A 16,482-nucleotide genomic window follows, 5' to 3' on the forward strand; every position below is an offset into this window, starting at 1 on the left:
GTCGGAAATTTCCCTAAGGAGAGTCGGAAAATTCACTTGCTTTCAACCTTGCCCGTCGTGCGTCCCTTTATAAAAGCACGCGCTGGACATTAAGACCTTAGCGGAACCCCAAGCCATGAACAAAAATCTGCGTTTCAGCCATAAAATCCTGCTTGCCGCCGCCCTCATTGTGATTGCCGCCTTCGCCTCATTCACGCTGTACAACGACTATTTGCAGCGCAATGCCATTCGCGAAAACCTGGAAAATTATCTGCAGGAAATGGGCGCGGTAACCGCCAACAATATCCAGACCTGGTTGAACGGGCGCAGCCTGTTGATTGAAAACCTGTCACAAACTGTTGCGCTCAACCCCGATGCCGACAACGTTTCCAGCCTGCTTGTACAAAAGGCTGTGACCTCGACCTTCATGGGCGCCTACCTCGGCAACAAGGATGGCTCGTTCATCATTCGCCCGGACAGCAAGATGCCCGATGGCTATGATCCACGTGCACGCCCTTGGTACAAAAGCGCGCAAGGCAGCAGCGGTTCGGCATTGACCGAGCCTTATATTGATCTGGCTTCCGGCCAACTGGTGATCTCCATTGTCGACAGCGTCATCAAGGACGGCCAGAACATCGGCGTGGTCGGTGGCGACCTGAGCCTGCAAGTGATCGCCGACAGCCTTGGCACGCTGGATTTCGACGGCATGGGTTATGCCTTCCTGGTCAGCTCCGATGGCAAGATCCTCGTACATCCCGACAAAGCGCTGGCGATGAAGGCGCTCAAGGATGTCTACCCGCAAGACACGCCGGCTATCAGCAGCGCAATGAGCGAAATCCAGGTCGATGGCAAAACCCGCATCGTGACCTTCACCCCGATCAAAGGCTTGTCATCGGTCAACTGGTACATCGGTGTGTCGGTCGACAAAGAAAAAGCCTACTCGATGCTCAGCGAATTCCGCGCCTCGGCTGTGGTTGCGACCATTATTGCCGTGGCCATCATCATCGCCCTGCTCGGCATGCTGATTCGCATCCTGATCCAGCCGCTGCACGTCATGACCCGTGCCATGGCCGACATCGCCGACGGCGAAGGCGACCTGACCAAGCGCCTGACCATCCAGAACAATGACGAATTCGGCACACTCGGCACCGCGTTCAACCGTTTCGTCGAGCGCATTCACGGCTCGATCCGCGAAGTGTCCTCAGCCACCGGGCAAGTCAACGAAGTGGCATTGCGCGTAGTGGCCGCTTCCAACTCGTCGATGTTCAACTCCGACCAGCAAGCCTCGCGCACCAGCAGCGTCGCGGCCGCGATCAACCAGCTCGGTGCCGCCGCCCAGGAAATTGCCCGTAACGCCGCTCAGGCTTCGAGCCAGGCCAGCGATGCCCGCAACCTGGCCGAAGACGGCCAGCAAGTGGTGGACCGCAGCATCGCGGCGATGAATCAACTGTCGAGCATGCTCAGTGCATCGAGCTCCAACATCGAATCGCTGAACAGCAAAACGGTGAACATCGGGCAGATTCTCGAAGTGATCACCAGCATTTCCCAGCAAACCAATTTGCTGGCACTCAACGCCGCCATTGAAGCCGCCCGCGCCGGTGAAGCCGGTCGTGGATTTGCCGTGGTGGCGGACGAAGTGCGCAACCTGGCACATCGCACACAGGAATCGGCGCAACAGGTGCAAACCATGATCGAGGAGTTGCAGGTCGGCGCCCGGGAATCGGTCAGCACCATGAGCGACAGCCAGCGCCACAGTCAGGACAGCGTGGAAATCGCCAACCTCGCGGGCGAACGCCTGAACAGCGTGACGCTGCGTATCGGTGAAATCGACGGCATGAACCAGTCGGTGGCTACCGCGACGGAGGAACAGACCGCCGTGGTGGAGTCGATCAACGTCGACATCACCGAGATCAACACACTGAACCAGGAAGGCGTGGAGAACCTGCAATCGACATTGCGCGCGTGCTCGGACCTTGAGCAGCAAGCGGCACGGTTGAAGCAGTTGGTAGGCAGTTTCCGTATCTGATGCAGCAACCCCATGTGGCGAGGGAGCTTGCTCCCGCTGGGCCGCGAAGCGCCCCCAAAATCGGTATCCAAGGTGTGTCAACAAAAACACATCGGCTGATTTGACGACTGCTTCGCAGCCGTGCGGGAGCAAGCTCCCTCGCCACAACAGCCTTCATCCAGCGCCTTGCAACAAACCCCGACCGAACATCTATCCTTCATATAGGTCAACCAAAGGAGTAACAGGACCGGAGGATCGTTCATCGTGCATATCGCGGACATCACCATGTTCTACGCCCCCGCCAGTGGAGGCGTGCGCACTTATCTGGATGCAAAGCATCGTCGCCTGGGCATCAAGCCAGGCATTCGCCACAGTTTGCTGATCCCCGGATCGTCCTTGGGCGAGCAGGATGGCATCTTCACGGTTCCCGCCCCTGCCCTGCCCTTCGGCAAGGGTTATCGCTTTCCTCTGCGTCTGGCGCCCTGGCGCAATGTGCTGCAAGACTTGCAACCCGATCTGATCGAAGTCGGCGACCCCTATCTCACCGCATGGGCGGCGCTGGATGCGCGGCGCCAACTCGATGTGCCGGTCATCGGCTTCTATCACTCGGACCTGCCGCTGCTGGTCAGCAACCGCATGGGAAGCTGGGTGACCAACAACGTCGAGGCCTATGTCAGCAAGCTCTATGGCAACTTCGACCGGGTCCTGGCGCCCAGCCGGGTCATGGCCGACAAGCTCATCGGGCTTGGGGTCAGGAATGTCTTCGTGCAGCCGCTCGGCGTCGACCTGCAAACCTTCAATCCCGATGCCAGAGACCCCGGGCTACGGGCCGAGCTGGGCCTGGACGAAAACACCCGCCTCTTGATCTTCGCCGGGCGCGGGTCCAAGGAAAAAAACCTGCCGGTGCTACTCGACTGCATGAAACGCCTGGGCCGACGCTATCACCTGCTGCTGGTTGGCTCGTCGATGCCCACGGCCGTGCCGTCCAACGTGACGGTGATCGACGAGTTCTGCCCGGCGGCGCAGGTGGCCCGCCTGATGGCCAGCGCCGACGCATTGCTCCACGCCGGCGATCAGGAAACCTTCGGCCTGGTCATTCTGGAGGCCATGGCCAGCGGCATTCCAGTGGTAGCCGTGGCGGCCGGGGCCTTCGAGGAAATCGTCACCGAGGACTGCGGCCTGCTCTGTGCGCCGAACAATCCCGCCGCGATGGCCACCGCCGTTCGAGAACTGTTCGGCTCGGGCAGCGTAACCCTGGGCCGGCAAGCGCGATTGCATGTCGAACGGCATTACGCCTGGGATACGGTGGTCAACAGCCTGCTGCGCCACTACCACGCCGTGCTCGGCAGCCAATGGCCGCAGGCAGCCAATGGTTGAGTCCATGAACTGTCCCGCTTTACTGCTGGTACTGCACGACGTGGCACCGCCCACCTGGGCCGATTACCAGCCGTTCGTCGAAACCGTCGACGCCTTGGGTGACGTGCCGATCACCTGGCTGGTGGTCCCGGATTTGCACAAACACAACAATCTGGACGCCCATCCGCAATTTTGTCGCCAGCTCAGTGCCAGGGTCGCCCGGGGCGACGAACTGGCACTGCATGGCTATTTCCATTGTGACGACGGGCCGATGACCATCAATCCCCGCGACTGGTTCATGCGTCGGGTCTACACCCACGAAGGCGAGTTTTACCGTTTGTCGCAGGAAGACGCCCTCGCCCGGCTGCGTTCGGGTATCGATATGTTCCACCGCCATGAATGGCCGCTCGAGGGGTTCGTCGCCCCGGCCTGGCTGATGAGCCCGGGCACTCGCCAGGCGTTGCGCCAATTGCCGTTGAGTTACACCAGCGACTCGCAACATTTATACCGGCTACCGGATTTCATCGCGATAGACGCGCCGGGGCTGGTCTGGAGCGCGCGCAGCGCCTTGCGCCGGGGTGTTTCGAAGCTCGTCAGCGACTGGCGAGAACAGCGTTGGCAGCACGCCCCGGTGATTCGCCTGGGCCTGCACCCGGTGGACATGCGCCATGAGTTCTCACGCCGATACTGGCTACAAACCCTGGAGCACCTGCTCGACATCGGAAGAGTTCCGATGACCAAGGCCCGCTGGCTGGCGCTGCAAAACGACCGAATGGGCCTTGCCGCATGAGTCGCGCACTGCTGTTGTTCGTCGGTTTGCTCGCGGCAGTGCTGATTCCATTATTGTTGGGCGGCAGCGAAACCTGGTCTCGGCTGAGCGCATTTCCGCTGCCGTGGTTGCTGATCATGTTCGGCATGATCCTGCTGTGCTGGGGAGTGAACACTCTGCGTTTGCGCCTGTTGCTGGGGGATCAGTGCGACAAGGTCGGCCGACTCAGGAGCCTCGGCGTGGTGATGGCCGCCGAATTCGCCTACTGCGCCACGCCCGGCGGCAGTGGCGGACCTCTGACGATCATGGCCTTACTGGCGCGTCGCGGCGTGCGTCCCGCCAGGGGCAGTGCAGTGTTTGCCATGGATCAACTGAGCGACTTGCTGTTTTTCCTCTGTGCCCTGAGCGGGATTCTGATTTACGCCCTGTTCCAGCACCTCAGCCAGCGCATGGAATGGATGCTGATGGTCAGCACCGTTTCGCTGTTCAGCGGCCTGATCAGTTGCGTCATGGTGGCCCGCTATCACCGCTTATTGATTCGCCTGAGTGGCCGTTGGCTCGCCCGACTCAATGTCAAGGCGGCCACGCGAATGCGCTGGGCGCGCAAACTCCTGCAGTTTCTGGCGGCGTTTACCGACACGTTGAAGTTGCCCGTGCGGACCTTGATCAAGGTATTCGCCCTGACCTGCATGCACTGGGTCCTGCGCTACAGCGTGCTGTACCTGGCGCTACGAGGGCTCGGCGCGGACTTGCAGTGGGCCTGGAGTTTTCTGGTCCAGATGCTTGCCCTGAGCGCCGGTCAATTCAGCCTGCTGCCGGGGGGAGCCGGGGCGGCCGAACTGACGTCCGCTGCGCTGCTGGCGCCCATGGTCGGGAAATCCACGGCAGCCGCGGCGATTCTGATTTGGCGGGCGGTGACCTATTACTTCTATTTACTGGTCGGTGGGCCGGTATTTTTGCTGATGCTGGGTCGGCCACTGCTGATGAAGTTGATGAAACTCAGGCAGGCTTAGGTTTGTCCTCGGGCTCTTGCTGCATCTGCTCCCACAGCTGCGCGGCGTCAGGAAACTCCGTACCGGTTTCAGGCCCCATGTCATCCGGGTCGTAGCGGCTCAGGCAACCCTCGCCCAGCGTGGCGGGAGCCTTGGAGGTGGCTTTGTCCAGTGGATCGGCCATGGTCATGTCCTCGGTGCAGTAACGGCGAAGGGCCTGAAGCGATTGAACGCCCAGGCCCTTCGAGTTTCAACTGTGACGTACGTCTGTCAGAAGACGACAGTCTTGTTGCCGTGCACCAGCACCCGGTCTTCCAGGTGATAACGCAAGCCACGGGCCAGCACCATTTTCTCGACATCACGGCCGAAACGCACCATGTCTTCGATGCTGTCGCTGTGGCTGACACGCACTACGTCCTGCTCGATGATCGGGCCGGCATCCAGCTCTTCGGTCACATAGTGGCAGGTCGCGCCGATCAGCTTAACGCCGCGCAGGGAGGCCTGGTGGTAAGGCTTGGCACCGACGAACGACGGCAGGAAGCTGTGGTGAATGTTGATGACCTTGTGCGCGTATTCGCTGCACAACTCGGGCGGCAGGATCTGCATGTAGCGGGCAAGCACCACCACTTCGGCGTCGTGCTGCTTGACCAGGCGCGAAACCTCGGCGAAGGCTGGCTGCTTGTCCTGCGGATTGACCGGGACGTGGTAGTACGGAATACCGTGCCACTCCACCATGCTGCGCAAGTCATCATGGTTGGAAATCACACAGGAAATTTCGCAGTCCAGCTCATCGCTGTGCCAGCGGTGCAGCAAGTCGGCCAGACAGTGCGACTCGCGGCTGGCCATCAGGACCACGCGCTTCTTTTGCTCGGTATCGGTGATGCGCCAGTCCATCGAGAACTCTTCGGCGATCGGGGCAAAGGCTTCACGAAACGCTTCGATACCAAATGGCAGGGAGTCGGCACGGATTTCGTGACGCATGAAGAACCAGCCACTGAGATTGTCCGAGTGATGGCTCGCTTCAGTGATCCAGCCGTTGTGTGATGCCAGAAAGTTACTGACTTTGGCAACGATGCCAACACGGTCCGGGCAAGAAATCACCAGACGAAAAGTGCGCATGAGGGGGAAACTCCAGAACTTCGCAAAGGCCGCCATTCTAGCGATTGCGCAGCAAAACTGCAGTATTGTTGACGTTTCGCCCTGCCGGAAGGTCAGTGCGCCAGGGCGGACACCCGCAGTGCCTGCTTGCACAGATGCTCTTGCGTCGCCGAGCAATTGTTAATTTATGTATATCTGACAGACCGGGACCACACTAAAAACTGCATTACCAATGCGCGCCAAAACCCCGGCAATTAAATTAAATAAACTTGCCTTAAATGTTTACTTGATGAAACACGGTGACTATTATTGCCGCACTGTCACCTGCCATCCAGCGTACAACATAAGGTAGTCACCATGTCCTTGATCAACGAATATCGCGCCACCGAAGAAGCTATCAAAGAGCTGCAAGCCCGTTTGAAGAACCTGTCCCAAGACGACAAACTGCAAACCGAGCTGGAATTCGAAGGCAAACTGCGCACCCTGATGGGCGAATACTCCAAGTCCCTGCGTGACATCATCGCGCTGCTGGATCCAGAATCCAAAACCAAGGCACCACGCGGCGGTGCAGTGAAAACTACTGGCACCAAGCGTGCTCGCAAAGTTAAACAATACAAAAACCCGCACAACGGTGAAGTCATCGAAACCAAAGGTGGCAACCACAAGACTCTGAAAGAGTGGAAAGCCAAGTGGGGTGGTGACGTGGTGGAAGGCTGGGCTACCCTGCTGGGCTAAGCCTCAGAGCTTGTCGCAGATGGATCCGTGACAAAAAATAACGCCAGCAAATGCTGGCGTTTTTTATGCGCGGTGTTTAAGCCCCGGCATGTTCGATTTCAAAGACTCAAACGCTTGCGCAGTCCCTGGACATAATCCTGCCACTCACCGAGCACCCCCTGCTGAAACGCAGTAGCACTAACGCTCAATTGGGCCGCGGCGTCCACAAAACTATCAAGGGTATTTGGCGCACCCCATTCTGGGTCTGACAAACGTTTCTGACAGAATATTCGCCAGCGTTCTTGCTCTTCGGAATTCAACGTGTCGGGAAAGTTGCGTGCGCGATATCGAAACAGCAATTCAGGCAAACGTTCGTCATCGAAAGGCCACTGCTCTTGTGCCAATTGCATCGGGTCAACGGTCCTGACTTGTTCACACAATCGTCGATCCCGATCACCGATAAATCCATCATATAACTGTTGCTCCGGATCCTGGCTCTGGGAAAAATCTTCGCGCGCATAAATCGCCAGGACTTTATCCTGCCAAACTTTCCGGGCGTCATTGAGCTGCGACACCCTCTGCTGATACAGCGCCATATCCAATCCCAGACGCTGCTGATCTTCCTGGCGAAGTACCGACAACGGTGCCACTACCGGGCACTTGTTGATGTGAATCAGCTTCAATGGCACCGGCAACTCGCCCTCGGCCAGCTCGTCGCGGCGGGTATACAAGCGCTGGCGCAAACTTTCGGCATCCAGGTCGAGCAGGCCCTGGGGATTGAGGTGCAGATCACAGACAATCAGGGCGTTCTTGTTGCGCGGGTGCCAGGCCAGCGGCAACACCACACCCACATAGCTGCGCGCGGCCGAAAAACGTCCGGAAACATGTACCAAAGGTTGCAGCAGGCGTATCTGGTCCATGACTTTCTGTTTGCTGCGCAGTTGAAACAGCCAGTCGTACAACTTCGGTTGTTTTTCCCGTATCAGGCGCGCCAGGGCGATTGTCGCGCGAACATCCGACAGCGCTTCGTGGGCATTGCCATGATCGATGCCATTGGCAGCGGTCAGGCGTTCGAGCTTGAGCGTGACCCGCCCCTCGTCATCGGTCGGCCAGACCAGGCCATCGGGGCGCAGGGCATAAGCGGCGCGCACCACATCGATCAGGTCCCAACGACTGTTACCGCCCTGCCACTCCCGAGCATAGGGGTCGAAAAAGTTTCGGTACAGGCTGTAGCGGGTCATCTCGTCATCGAAACGCAGGGTGTTATACCCCGCGCCACAGGTACCGGGCGCCGAGAGCTGGGCATGCACACGGGTCATGAAATCGGCTTCGCTCAAGCCTTGCGCCTGCAGTTGCCCGGGGGTGATCCCCGTGATCGTGCAGGCAGCCGGATGCGGCAGGATGTCATCACTGGGCTGGCAGTAAAGATTGACCGGCTCATCGATTTCATTGAGATCGAAGTCAGTGCGCAAGCCGGCCATTTGCAACGGACGGTCGCAACGGGGGTTGATGCCAGTGGTTTCGTAGTCGTACCAGAAGATGGAGGTCACGGGCGATTCCTGAACTGAAGATCGGCAAAGTCTAGGCGTTCACCTCCCGCCCCGGCCAGTAGTCTTGTCATTCAAACACCTTGCGCGGCTCACCATGCAATACATAGTTATGTCGTTTCCTCCCGCCCCCGCCCCTCGAATAGGCTGCTAGCATCGAATGGATACACTATCCCGAATAAGGCCACATCGTCAGGTTGCCCATGCTCGAGACAACAGCACAGCCACGGAATGCGCCGCTGTCACCGCCACTGGATACGCGGTACCAGGTCGAAACGCCGGAAGGCATCGATCTGCCACTGCGGCCGGCCGGGTTGATGGTCCGTGCGCTGGCATTCTCCATCGATCTTGGTTTGCGCGGCCTGGTCCTGGGCGTGCTGTTCATTGTGCTGGCGATGCTCGGCAAACTGGGGGCCGGGCTCGGCTCGATCCTGCTGTTCGTGGTGAGTTGGTGGTACATGGTGCTGTTCGAGGTGCTGAACCACGGCCGCTCGCCGGGCAAACAATGGATGGGCTTGCGGGTGGTGCACGACGATGGCACCCCGGTCGGCTGGTCGGCGTCGCTGCTGCGCAACCTGTTGCGCGTTGTCGACCTGCTGCCATTCGGTTACTTCCTCGGGGCCGTCAGTTGCCTGCAACACCCCCACTTCAAGCGCCTCGGCGATATCGCCGCCGGGACCCTGGTGATCTACCGCGAACGACCGCACACCCGCCCCCAGCTCCCCGAAGCCCAGTCGCGTCGCCCGGCCTTTGTCCTGACACTCACCGAACAACGGGCCATTCTCGGGTTTGCCGAGCGCCAGGGTGAACTCTCCGCAGCCCGGGTCAAAGAACTGGCTTCGATTCTCGCCCAACCCTTGAAAGTCCAGCCCCCACAGGCGGTGACCGAGCTCAACGGCATCGCCCGCGGCCTGTTGGGGCCGACATGAAGCAAAGCCTTTTTGAAAGCCGGCACAAGGCCGAATGGGAGCATTTCGCCCACCTGCTCGAGCAGTTGGAACGGGACGGCAAGAGCACCGACACCAGCAGTTTCCCGAAGGACTACCGACGTCTCTGCCAACACCTGGCACTGGCACGGGAGCGTGGCTACAGCAGTTTTCTGATCGACTCCCTGCAGCAACAAGTGCTGCGCGGACACCAACAGCTTTACCGTCATCGCAGCCGTTTGGGGGCCAATGTGCTGGCGTTCATCATGGCTGACTTTCCGCGACTGGTGCGCGAACAATGGCGTTTTGTCCTCGCCGCCAGCCTGATGTTCTTTGGCAGCCTGGCCGGCTTCGCGCTGTTGGTGTACCTGTACCCCGAGCTGGTCTACAACCTGATCCCCGCCGCGCAGGTCAGCGAGATGCAAAGCATGTACGACCCCGTTGCCGGTCACCTCGGGCGCACGGCGGGGCGAGCCGCCAGTGAGGACTGGGCGATGTTCGGCTACTACATCATGCACAACATCGGCATTGCCTTTCAGACCTTCGCCAGCGGTTTGCTGTTTGGTTTGGGCAGTGTGTTTTTCCTGATTTACAACGGCCTGATGATCGGGGCGGTGGCCGGGCATCTGACCTACGTCGGCTATGGGCAAACCTTCTGGTCATTCGTGATCGGCCATGGCGCCTTCGAACTCAGCGCCATCGCCCTGGCCGGTGCCGCCGGTCTGAAGCTGGGCTGGGCCTTGGTCGCCCCCAGGCGCCTGCCACGCGCCGAGGCCTTGCAATTGGCAGCGGGCAAGAGCGTGCTGCTGATCTGCGGGGCCATGCTATTTCTGTTGATCGCGGCCTTTATCGAAGCCTATTGGTCGTCGAAGACCGGCCCTTCGCACCAGACCAAGTACCTGGTCGGCGCGGCGCTCTGGCTGCTGGTGGTGGTTTATCTCGTGTTCGCCGGACGTCACCGCCATGCGCCTGAGTGACGCCACGGTGGTGATTCGCCCACGTTCGAACTGGGAAGCCATGGATCTTGGGGTGCTCCTGAGCCAACGCCATCGACGCCTGTTGATGACCAGCTGGGCCCTGGTTACTTTGCCGGTTTTCGCGCTGCTCAGTTGGGGGCTCTGGGATTCGCCCACTCTAGCGGTGTTCATTTTCTGGTGGCTGAAGCCGGCGTTCGAACGCCTGCCCTTGTACATCCTGTCCAAAGCCATGTTCGGTGAAACGCCTACGCTCAAGCAGGCCCTGCACCAATGGCCACGCCTGCTCAAACCGCAATTGCTGGCCAGCCTGACCTGGCGACGCCTGAGCTTGCCCCGCAGTTTCCTGATGCCGGTGATGCAACTCGAAGGACTGGATGGGCAGCAACGGCAACAACGGATACAGGTGCTGTTGCAGCGAGATGCCGGCGCCGCACGCTGGCTGACAATCGTCGGCGCGCACCTGGAAGGCACGTTGTGGACCGGCTTGATGGTGTTGTTCTATCTATTGCTGCCACAACAGGTCGCGCTCGACTGGAGTTGGCAGTCGCTGATCTCGGCGGCCACCCAGGACTGGCGCTGGCTGGAACACCTGACCAACGCCTTTTATGCGCTGGTGCTGGTGGTCTGGGAACCGATCTATGTCGCCTGCGGTTTCAGCCTGTACCTCAACCGACGCACCGTGCTGGAGGCCTGGGATATCGAACTGGTGTTCCGTCGAATGCGCCAGCGTCTGGTCGGTGCAAGCGCTGTCCTGTTGATGGCCGTGATTGTACTGATGCCGACCACCCACACCGCATGGGCCACGGAACCGGCCCTCTCACCCGACAGCCCGCGCCTGCTGGACCAGCCCCTGACCAGCCAGGCCTCCAGGGACAGCATCAAGGCGATCCTCGAACAGCCGCCCTTCAAGAACCGGGAGTCGGTCACGCGCTACCGCTTTGGCGAAGAGCAATCGAGTGCTGGCGCCACGGACGATGGCAAGACACCGAAATGGTTGAAGACCCTGCTGAAGCTGTTCGAGGGACAAGGCTTCGGGGCATTGGCGACCCTGATTGAAATCGTGCTGTGGGGCATCGTCATTGGGGCCGTCGGCCTGTTGATCTGGCGCTATCGCGACTGGTTACAGGCCTTCGTCAGCCGCCGACCGATCCCCGTCAACAAAGCCACGGGACCGTTACCGCCGCAGGCGTTCGGCCTGGACCTCAAGCCCGAGTCCCTGCCCAGCGACATCGCCGCCCACGCCGAAAGTCTTTGGCAGACTCATCCACGCGAAGCGCTTGGTTTGCTTTATCGCGCCCTGCTCAGCCGTCTGTTGCACGACTTCAACATCGCGCTCAAGTCCGCCGACACCGAAGGCCAGGTGCTTCGGCGTGTCGAACTACTGCAACAGCCGGCCTTGCTGGCCTACAGCCAAAACCTGACCGGGCACTGGCAAAACATGGCCTACGGGCATCGCCTGCCGCCCGCTCAGGTGCAGCAGGAACTGTGTAATGGCTGGCGTGTTCTGTTCGGCCCGGAGACTGCCCGTTGAGCCGGCGCTGGGGCTCGATAGCCGGTGCGTTGGTTGCCGTGTTGCTGGCTGCACTGAGCGTTTATCTGTACCTCAAGGCTACCCCCTACCAGACCGAAATCGACCACGGCCCCTCCCCCGAAGCCAATGCCAACCCTTATCTGGCGGCAGAGTTGTTCCTGCGCAAACAAGGCCTGAGCGTCGACCACGCCAATGGCCTCGACATCCTGCCCAGCCTCGACCCTCGCCAACACAGCCTGCTGTTGCTCGGGGAACGCGGCAACATGAGTCCACGGCAGATCGACCAGTTGATGAACTGGACCCGGGCCGGCGGGCGCCTTCTGTTCGTCGCCGAGTCGCTGTGGGATGAAAAGCTCGGCCACAGCAATGACCTGCTGCTCGACAAGGTGCAACTGCACCAGTCCCTGAGCAAAGACCTCAAGGCCCCACCGCCGGGTGTCGGTGACGATCCGTACCCGCCACTGACCAAGCTCTACCTGGAAGACGAAGACGCCCCGGCCTATGCCGGTTTCGATACCGCGTTCCATCTCGAAGACCCGAAAAACCTTGCCCTGGCCTGGGCCAACAGCGCCAGGGCCACCCACATGATGCAACTCGACCACGGGCTCGGTTCGATCATCGTGGTCACCGATGCCGACCTGTGGAAAACCCCGGCCATCGACCGGTACGATAACGCCTGGCTGCTCTGGTACCTGACCGCCGACACCCGCGTGACACTAATATTCAACACCGATCACGACAGCCCGCTGACCTTGCTGCTGCGTTATTTCCCCCAGGCGCTTGTCGCGCTGTTCGCCTTGATCGGCCTGGGTTTCTGGCACTTTGGCGTGCGTCAGGGTCCATTGCTGGAACCGGCGCCGAAAGCGCGCCGACAACTGCAGGAGCATCTGCGCGCCAGTGCCGACTTCCTGTTGCGCCGCAACGGTCAGGCCGGCCTGCTGCAAGCCTTGCAGCAAGACATCCTGCGGCGTGTGCGGCGTCGCCACCCCGGTTTTGAACAGCTCGGTGTTGCCGAACAATGGCTGGTGCTCGCGCGCCTGACCGGCCAACCCACACGCGCCATCAGCCAGGCCATGAGCCCGCGGCCGAAACAACGGCTTTCCAGCGTTGAATTCAGCCGTCAGGTCGCCCACCTGCAAACCTTGAGGAACGCCCTATGAGTCAATCGATCGAGCCCGACGCACCGAGCCATGCCGCTCAACAGCGCCAGCGTGCCGGCCATCTTGCCCAGGCCGTACGCAAGGAACTGCAAAAAGCAGTGATTGGCCAGGACCGTGTGATCGACGACGTCCTGACCGCGCTGATCGCCGGTGGCCACGTGCTACTCGAAGGCGTACCGGGCTTGGGCAAGACCCTGTTGGTGCGCGCCCTCGCCCGCTGCTTCGGCGGTGAATTCGCGCGCATCCAGTTCACTCCGGACCTGATGCCCAGCGACGTCACCGGGCATGCCGTGTATGACCTGCAGACCGAGCAATTCAAACTGCGCAAGGGGCCATTGTTCACCAACCTGCTACTGGCGGACGAGATCAACCGTGCCCCGGCGAAAACCCAGGCCGCGCTGCTCGAAGCCATGCAGGAACGGCAAGTCACCCTCGAAGGCCAGCCATTGCCGATTCCGCAACCGTTCATGGTGCTCGCCACGCAAAACCCGATCGAACAGGAAGGCACTTACCCCTTGCCGGAGGCTGAACTGGACCGTTTCATGCTCAAAGTGCGCATGGATTACCCCGACGCCGGGCAAGAGCTGGACATGGTGCGTCAGGTCTGCCGCTCGACCCGGGCCGACATGCTTGATGTCCAGCCGATGCGCACGTTGCTCCAGGCCAGGGATGTACTGGCCCTGCAACGCATCGCCAGCGACCTGGCCCTGGATGACCAGGTGCTCGATTACGCCGTGCGCCTGGCCCGCTCCACCCGCAATTGGCCCGGCTTGACCCTCGGCGCCGGCCCACGCGCATCCATCGCGCTGGTGCGATGTGCCCGGGCCCGAGCGCTGTTGCGCGGCGGTGAGTTCGTGATTCCGGATGACATCAAAGGCTGTGCCCTGGCCGTGCTGCGCCATCGGGTGCGCATCGCGCCGGAGCTGGACATCGAGGGCCTGGATGTCGATCAGGTGCTCCAGCAGATGCTCGACCAAGTGCCGGCGCCGCGCCTGTGAAACCCTCGCGCCTGATGCTCGCCTGGCTATTGATCCTGCTGGCTTGCACCATTGTGTCGGGCGCATTGCGGGCATTGCAGTTCGCGGTTCCGGCGAATCTCATGGCGATCAACTGGGGGTTGCTCCTGGCGCTGCTGGCCCTGGCCATCCTCGATGCCATTCGCCTCAAGCGCTTGCCTTCGCCCCGGCTGAAACGCCAGATACCCGGCAGCCTGGCCCTGGGTCGATGGGGCGAGGTGCAACTGACGGTCGAACACGACTTTACGCAACCGCTGAAGGTACAGGTCTTCGATCATGTGCCACCTGGCCTGAGCTTCGAACACCTGCCGCTGACGGTCGAGCTGCAACCCGGCCAGCACAGCCTGGCCGGTTATCGCCTGCGCCCGCTCAAGCGCGGTCACTTCAGCTTCGAACGCTGCGAAGTCGGCCTGCCGAGTCCCTTGGGGCTCTGGTCGGACAGACGCTTGCTCGAACTGCCCGACGCCACCCGCGTCTATCCCGATTTCGCCCGCTTGTATGGAGGGCAATTGCTGGCGGTGGACAACTGGCTCAGCCAGCTTGGCGTCCGCCAGAAACAACGGCGGGGCCTGGGCCTGGAATTCCATCAATTGCGCGAGTTTCGCGAGGGTGACAGCCTGCGCCAGATCGACTGGAAAGCCACCGCCCGCCAGCGCACGCCGATTGCCCGGGAGTATCAGGACGAACGCGATCAGCAGATCATTTTCATGCTCGACTGCGGCCGGCACATGCGCAGCCAGGATGATGAGCTGTCGCACTTCGATCACGCCCTCAACGCCTGTCTGTTGCTTAGCTACGTGGCGCTACGTCAGGGCGACGCGGTGGGCCTGAGTACCTTTGCCAGCGAACAGCCGCGCTACCTCGCGCCGGTAAAAGGCACCAGTCATCTCAACACCCTGCTCAACACCGTCTATGACTTGAGCAGCAGCCAACGCAGCGCCGACTATCAAGCCGCGGCCACGCAACTGCTGGCACGGCAAAAACGCCGGGCACTGGTGGTGCTGGTGACCAATCTGCGCGAAGAGGACGACGATGAACTGCTTCCGGCCGTCCACCGCCTGAGCCGGCAGCATCAGGTGCTGGTCGCGAGCCTGCGCGAAGACGTGCTCGATACCCTGCGTCAGTCACCGGTGCAGACCTTGTCCGAAGCGCTGGCCTATTGCGGGACCGTGGACTACCTCAATGCACGCGCCGAACTCCATGAGCGCTTGAACGCTCATGGAGTGTTGGTGATGGATGCGCGGCCCGGTGAGTTGGGGGCAGAGCTGGTGACTCGGTACCTGGGCTGGAAAAGAACCGGACTCTGAGCCTGAGCAATCACTCACAGCCGAGTTCCCATTGATCTCAGGCCGAAGCCGGCAACGGCAGAAAACTGAAGTACTGCTTCAACGCCTCCACCAATTGCCCATATTCCGGTGGCGCCCGTTGCAGGCTGAACCCGGCGTCGTAATGTTGGGGGGTCGCGTCTTCGTGGCACCACAGGCAACAGGCCTGCAGGTCGATGATTCGCTGGCCACCTTCGCTGGCGGGAATTTTCAGGCGCAGGTTGAAGTCCGCGCCGATCATCATCGGCAACTGGCTGATCAGCATCAGCCCGTCTTCGGAGACATTGCCCAGGTAGCCGATGGGTTTGCCGGTGATGCCATTGAACACTTTGAGGAAGTACGGCAGTTGATGCCGCTCGATTCGGCGGTCAGTGAACATGTGCAATTTCGCTATGCAAGGCTCTTAAGCAGAGCCGCACTACTGCTTCGGAACGGGTATGCATGAGTCTTTGCCCGCTCTCCCCGCTTCCGGTGCGCCAGTCCTTGTAGCGCAGAGTCCTGCTTGTGCCGGTCACAGGTGTTGCCCCGGTTCAGAGGACAAGGCTCTAAAACCGGTTCATTGGACTATAGCTCAGCACCGCCGGTGAGCCAGCGACTGGAGGGTTATCGCCATCAGAACTGCGTAGGTTTAACAGCCGCCGCACTGCGCATCGGGTAGTGACCCAGGCTCTGCAGGGTTTCGATGCGGGCACGGGCGCGGTAGGCATATTCGCTCTGAGGGTAGGACGCCATGATGAACTGATAGGTTTGAACCGCATCGATGTACATCTTCTGCCGCTCCAGGCACAGGCCGCGCATCATCGACACTTCCGGCCACACGTAAGGCCGCGCGCGGCTGTCGCGTTCGACCTTGGACAACTCGAGCATCACCTGCTCGCAATTGCCCCGGTCGTAGGCGCTGTAGGCATTGTTCAAATGATGGTTCATCGACCAACGGGTGCATCCCGTGACGCTGAGGGCGCTGATGGCAAGGGCGGCAATGAGAACGAAACGCATGGGGAAATCTCCTGTCTTGAACGCTGTATCGACCCATGGCCGGAAATCTTCAGGCTGCCGGGACGCAAAGTTGCAGGGTTCAATAAAGAAA

At 60.6% G+C, this 16,482-nt stretch carries 16 protein-coding genes; 11 read left to right on the forward strand and 5 right to left on the reverse strand.

Annotation, left to right across the window (positions count from 1 at the left end; all coding sequences use genetic code 11):
• The first annotated feature begins 115 nt into the window (after nucleotides 1-115).
• From ACM6IT_RS00475 to ACM6IT_RS00490, 4 genes are all read left to right on the forward strand, one after another.
• Nucleotides 116-2,005, forward strand: a complete 1,890-nt coding sequence (locus ACM6IT_RS00475) for a methyl-accepting chemotaxis protein (protein WP_414917246.1) — start codon at nucleotides 116-118, stop codon at nucleotides 2,003-2,005.
• 243 nt (nucleotides 2,006-2,248) lie between these two features.
• Nucleotides 2,249-3,361 carry a glycosyltransferase family 4 protein gene (locus ACM6IT_RS00480; protein WP_414914641.1) on the forward strand — a complete coding sequence of 371 codons (1,113 nt, stop codon included), beginning with the start codon at nucleotides 2,249-2,251 and terminating at the stop codon, nucleotides 3,359-3,361.
• A complete protein-coding gene (locus ACM6IT_RS00485) occupies nucleotides 3,354-4,130 on the forward strand; it encodes a DUF2334 domain-containing protein (RefSeq protein WP_414917247.1) in 777 nt (258 codons plus the stop codon). Before ACM6IT_RS00480 ends, ACM6IT_RS00485 begins: the two co-directional genes overlap by 8 nt.
• A complete protein-coding gene (locus tag ACM6IT_RS00490) occupies nucleotides 4,127-5,122 on the forward strand; it encodes a lysylphosphatidylglycerol synthase transmembrane domain-containing protein (protein WP_414917248.1) in 996 nt (331 codons plus the stop codon). The genes ACM6IT_RS00485 and ACM6IT_RS00490 overlap by 4 nt, the downstream gene beginning before the upstream one ends.
• On the opposite strand, the gene ACM6IT_RS00495 is transcribed toward ACM6IT_RS00490, so the two are convergent.
• Entirely contained in the window at nucleotides 5,109-5,285 is a 177-nt protein-coding gene (locus tag ACM6IT_RS00495; RefSeq protein WP_177336478.1) for a hypothetical protein, read from the reverse strand. The two genes, ACM6IT_RS00490 and ACM6IT_RS00495, sit on opposite strands and share 14 nt — an antisense overlap.
• An 86-nt stretch (nucleotides 5,286-5,371) precedes the next feature.
• On the reverse strand, nucleotides 5,372-6,220 hold the full coding sequence (gene purU / locus ACM6IT_RS00500) for a formyltetrahydrofolate deformylase (RefSeq protein ID WP_007993692.1): 849 nt from the start codon (nucleotides 6,218-6,220) through the stop codon (nucleotides 5,372-5,374).
• 336 nt (nucleotides 6,221-6,556) lie between these two features.
• Between purU and mvaT the strand changes: the two genes are divergently transcribed.
• Nucleotides 6,557-6,934, forward strand: a complete 378-nt coding sequence (mvaT, locus tag ACM6IT_RS00505) for a histone-like nucleoid-structuring protein MvaT (protein WP_007933316.1) — start codon at nucleotides 6,557-6,559, stop codon at nucleotides 6,932-6,934.
• 98 nt (nucleotides 6,935-7,032) lie between these two features.
• Here mvaT and sbcB read toward each other — a convergent pair whose 3' ends face one another.
• Complete coding sequence (gene sbcB, locus ACM6IT_RS00510; RefSeq protein ID WP_414917249.1) at nucleotides 7,033-8,463, reverse strand: exodeoxyribonuclease I; 1,431 nt, start codon at nucleotides 8,461-8,463, stop codon at nucleotides 7,033-7,035.
• A 200-nt stretch (nucleotides 8,464-8,663) separates the two neighbouring features.
• On the opposite strand from sbcB, the gene ACM6IT_RS00515 reads away from it, so the two are divergent.
• From ACM6IT_RS00515 to ACM6IT_RS00540, 6 genes are read left to right on the forward strand one after another with little or no spacing between them, the layout of a single operon-like run.
• Nucleotides 8,664-9,389, forward strand: a complete 726-nt coding sequence (locus tag ACM6IT_RS00515) for an RDD family protein (protein WP_056726077.1) — start codon at nucleotides 8,664-8,666, stop codon at nucleotides 9,387-9,389.
• Nucleotides 9,386-10,363: a stage II sporulation protein M gene (locus ACM6IT_RS00520; protein ID WP_414917250.1), complete on the forward strand. Its 978-nt coding sequence runs from the start codon at nucleotides 9,386-9,388 to the stop codon at nucleotides 10,361-10,363. Before ACM6IT_RS00515 ends, ACM6IT_RS00520 begins: the two co-directional genes overlap by 4 nt.
• Nucleotides 10,350-11,894, forward strand: a complete 1,545-nt coding sequence (locus ACM6IT_RS00525; protein WP_414917251.1) for a DUF4129 domain-containing protein — start codon at nucleotides 10,350-10,352, stop codon at nucleotides 11,892-11,894. The genes ACM6IT_RS00520 and ACM6IT_RS00525 overlap by 14 nt, the downstream gene beginning before the upstream one ends.
• A complete protein-coding gene (locus ACM6IT_RS00530; RefSeq protein WP_414917252.1) occupies nucleotides 11,891-13,054 on the forward strand; it encodes a DUF4350 domain-containing protein in 1,164 nt (387 codons plus the stop codon). The genes ACM6IT_RS00525 and ACM6IT_RS00530 overlap by 4 nt, the downstream gene beginning before the upstream one ends.
• Entirely contained in the window at nucleotides 13,051-14,052 is a 1,002-nt protein-coding gene (locus ACM6IT_RS00535; RefSeq protein WP_414917253.1) for an AAA family ATPase, read from the forward strand. Before ACM6IT_RS00530 ends, ACM6IT_RS00535 begins: the two co-directional genes overlap by 4 nt.
• Nucleotides 14,049-15,377, forward strand: a complete 1,329-nt coding sequence (locus ACM6IT_RS00540; RefSeq protein WP_414917254.1) for a DUF58 domain-containing protein — start codon at nucleotides 14,049-14,051, stop codon at nucleotides 15,375-15,377. The genes ACM6IT_RS00535 and ACM6IT_RS00540 overlap by 4 nt, the downstream gene beginning before the upstream one ends.
• 37 nt (nucleotides 15,378-15,414) lie before the next feature.
• On the opposite strand, the gene ACM6IT_RS00545 is transcribed toward ACM6IT_RS00540, so the two are convergent.
• On the reverse strand, nucleotides 15,415-15,774 hold the full coding sequence (locus ACM6IT_RS00545) for a PilZ domain-containing protein (protein WP_056726083.1): 360 nt from the start codon (nucleotides 15,772-15,774) through the stop codon (nucleotides 15,415-15,417).
• A 233-nt stretch (nucleotides 15,775-16,007) separates the two neighbouring features.
• A complete protein-coding gene (locus ACM6IT_RS00550) occupies nucleotides 16,008-16,391 on the reverse strand; it encodes a tetratricopeptide repeat protein (RefSeq protein WP_414917255.1) in 384 nt (127 codons plus the stop codon).
• Nucleotides 16,392-16,482: the final 91 nt, after the last annotated feature.

This window comes from Pseudomonas sp. IT-P4 (genome assembly GCF_949767755.1).
In the GTDB taxonomy this organism is placed as follows: domain Bacteria; phylum Pseudomonadota; class Gammaproteobacteria; order Pseudomonadales; family Pseudomonadaceae; genus Aquipseudomonas; species Aquipseudomonas monachiensis.

Coding starts and splice junctions, on each gene's coding strand:
- mvaT (WP_007933316.1), top strand. CDS start 6,557: ATGTCCTTGATCAACGAATATCGCGCCACCGAAGAAGCTATCAAAGAG.
- ACM6IT_RS00515 (WP_056726077.1), top strand. CDS start 8,664: ATGCTCGAGACAACAGCACAGCCACGGAATGCGCCGCTGTCACCGCCA.
- ACM6IT_RS00545 (WP_056726083.1), bottom strand. CDS start 15,774: ATGTTCACTGACCGCCGAATCGAGCGGCATCAACTGCCGTACTTCCTC.
- ACM6IT_RS00490 (WP_414917248.1), top strand. CDS start 4,127: ATGAGTCGCGCACTGCTGTTGTTCGTCGGTTTGCTCGCGGCAGTGCTG.
- ACM6IT_RS00520 (WP_414917250.1), top strand. CDS start 9,386: ATGAAGCAAAGCCTTTTTGAAAGCCGGCACAAGGCCGAATGGGAGCAT.
- ACM6IT_RS00535 (WP_414917253.1), top strand. CDS start 13,051: ATGAGTCAATCGATCGAGCCCGACGCACCGAGCCATGCCGCTCAACAG.
- ACM6IT_RS00495 (WP_177336478.1), bottom strand. CDS start 5,285: ATGGCCGATCCACTGGACAAAGCCACCTCCAAGGCTCCCGCCACGCTG.
- ACM6IT_RS00475 (WP_414917246.1), top strand. CDS start 116: ATGAACAAAAATCTGCGTTTCAGCCATAAAATCCTGCTTGCCGCCGCC.
- purU (WP_007993692.1), bottom strand. CDS start 6,220: ATGCGCACTTTTCGTCTGGTGATTTCTTGCCCGGACCGTGTTGGCATC.
- ACM6IT_RS00525 (WP_414917251.1), top strand. CDS start 10,350: ATGCGCCTGAGTGACGCCACGGTGGTGATTCGCCCACGTTCGAACTGG.
- ACM6IT_RS00550 (WP_414917255.1), bottom strand. CDS start 16,391: ATGCGTTTCGTTCTCATTGCCGCCCTTGCCATCAGCGCCCTCAGCGTC.
- ACM6IT_RS00485 (WP_414917247.1), top strand. CDS start 3,354: ATGGTTGAGTCCATGAACTGTCCCGCTTTACTGCTGGTACTGCACGAC.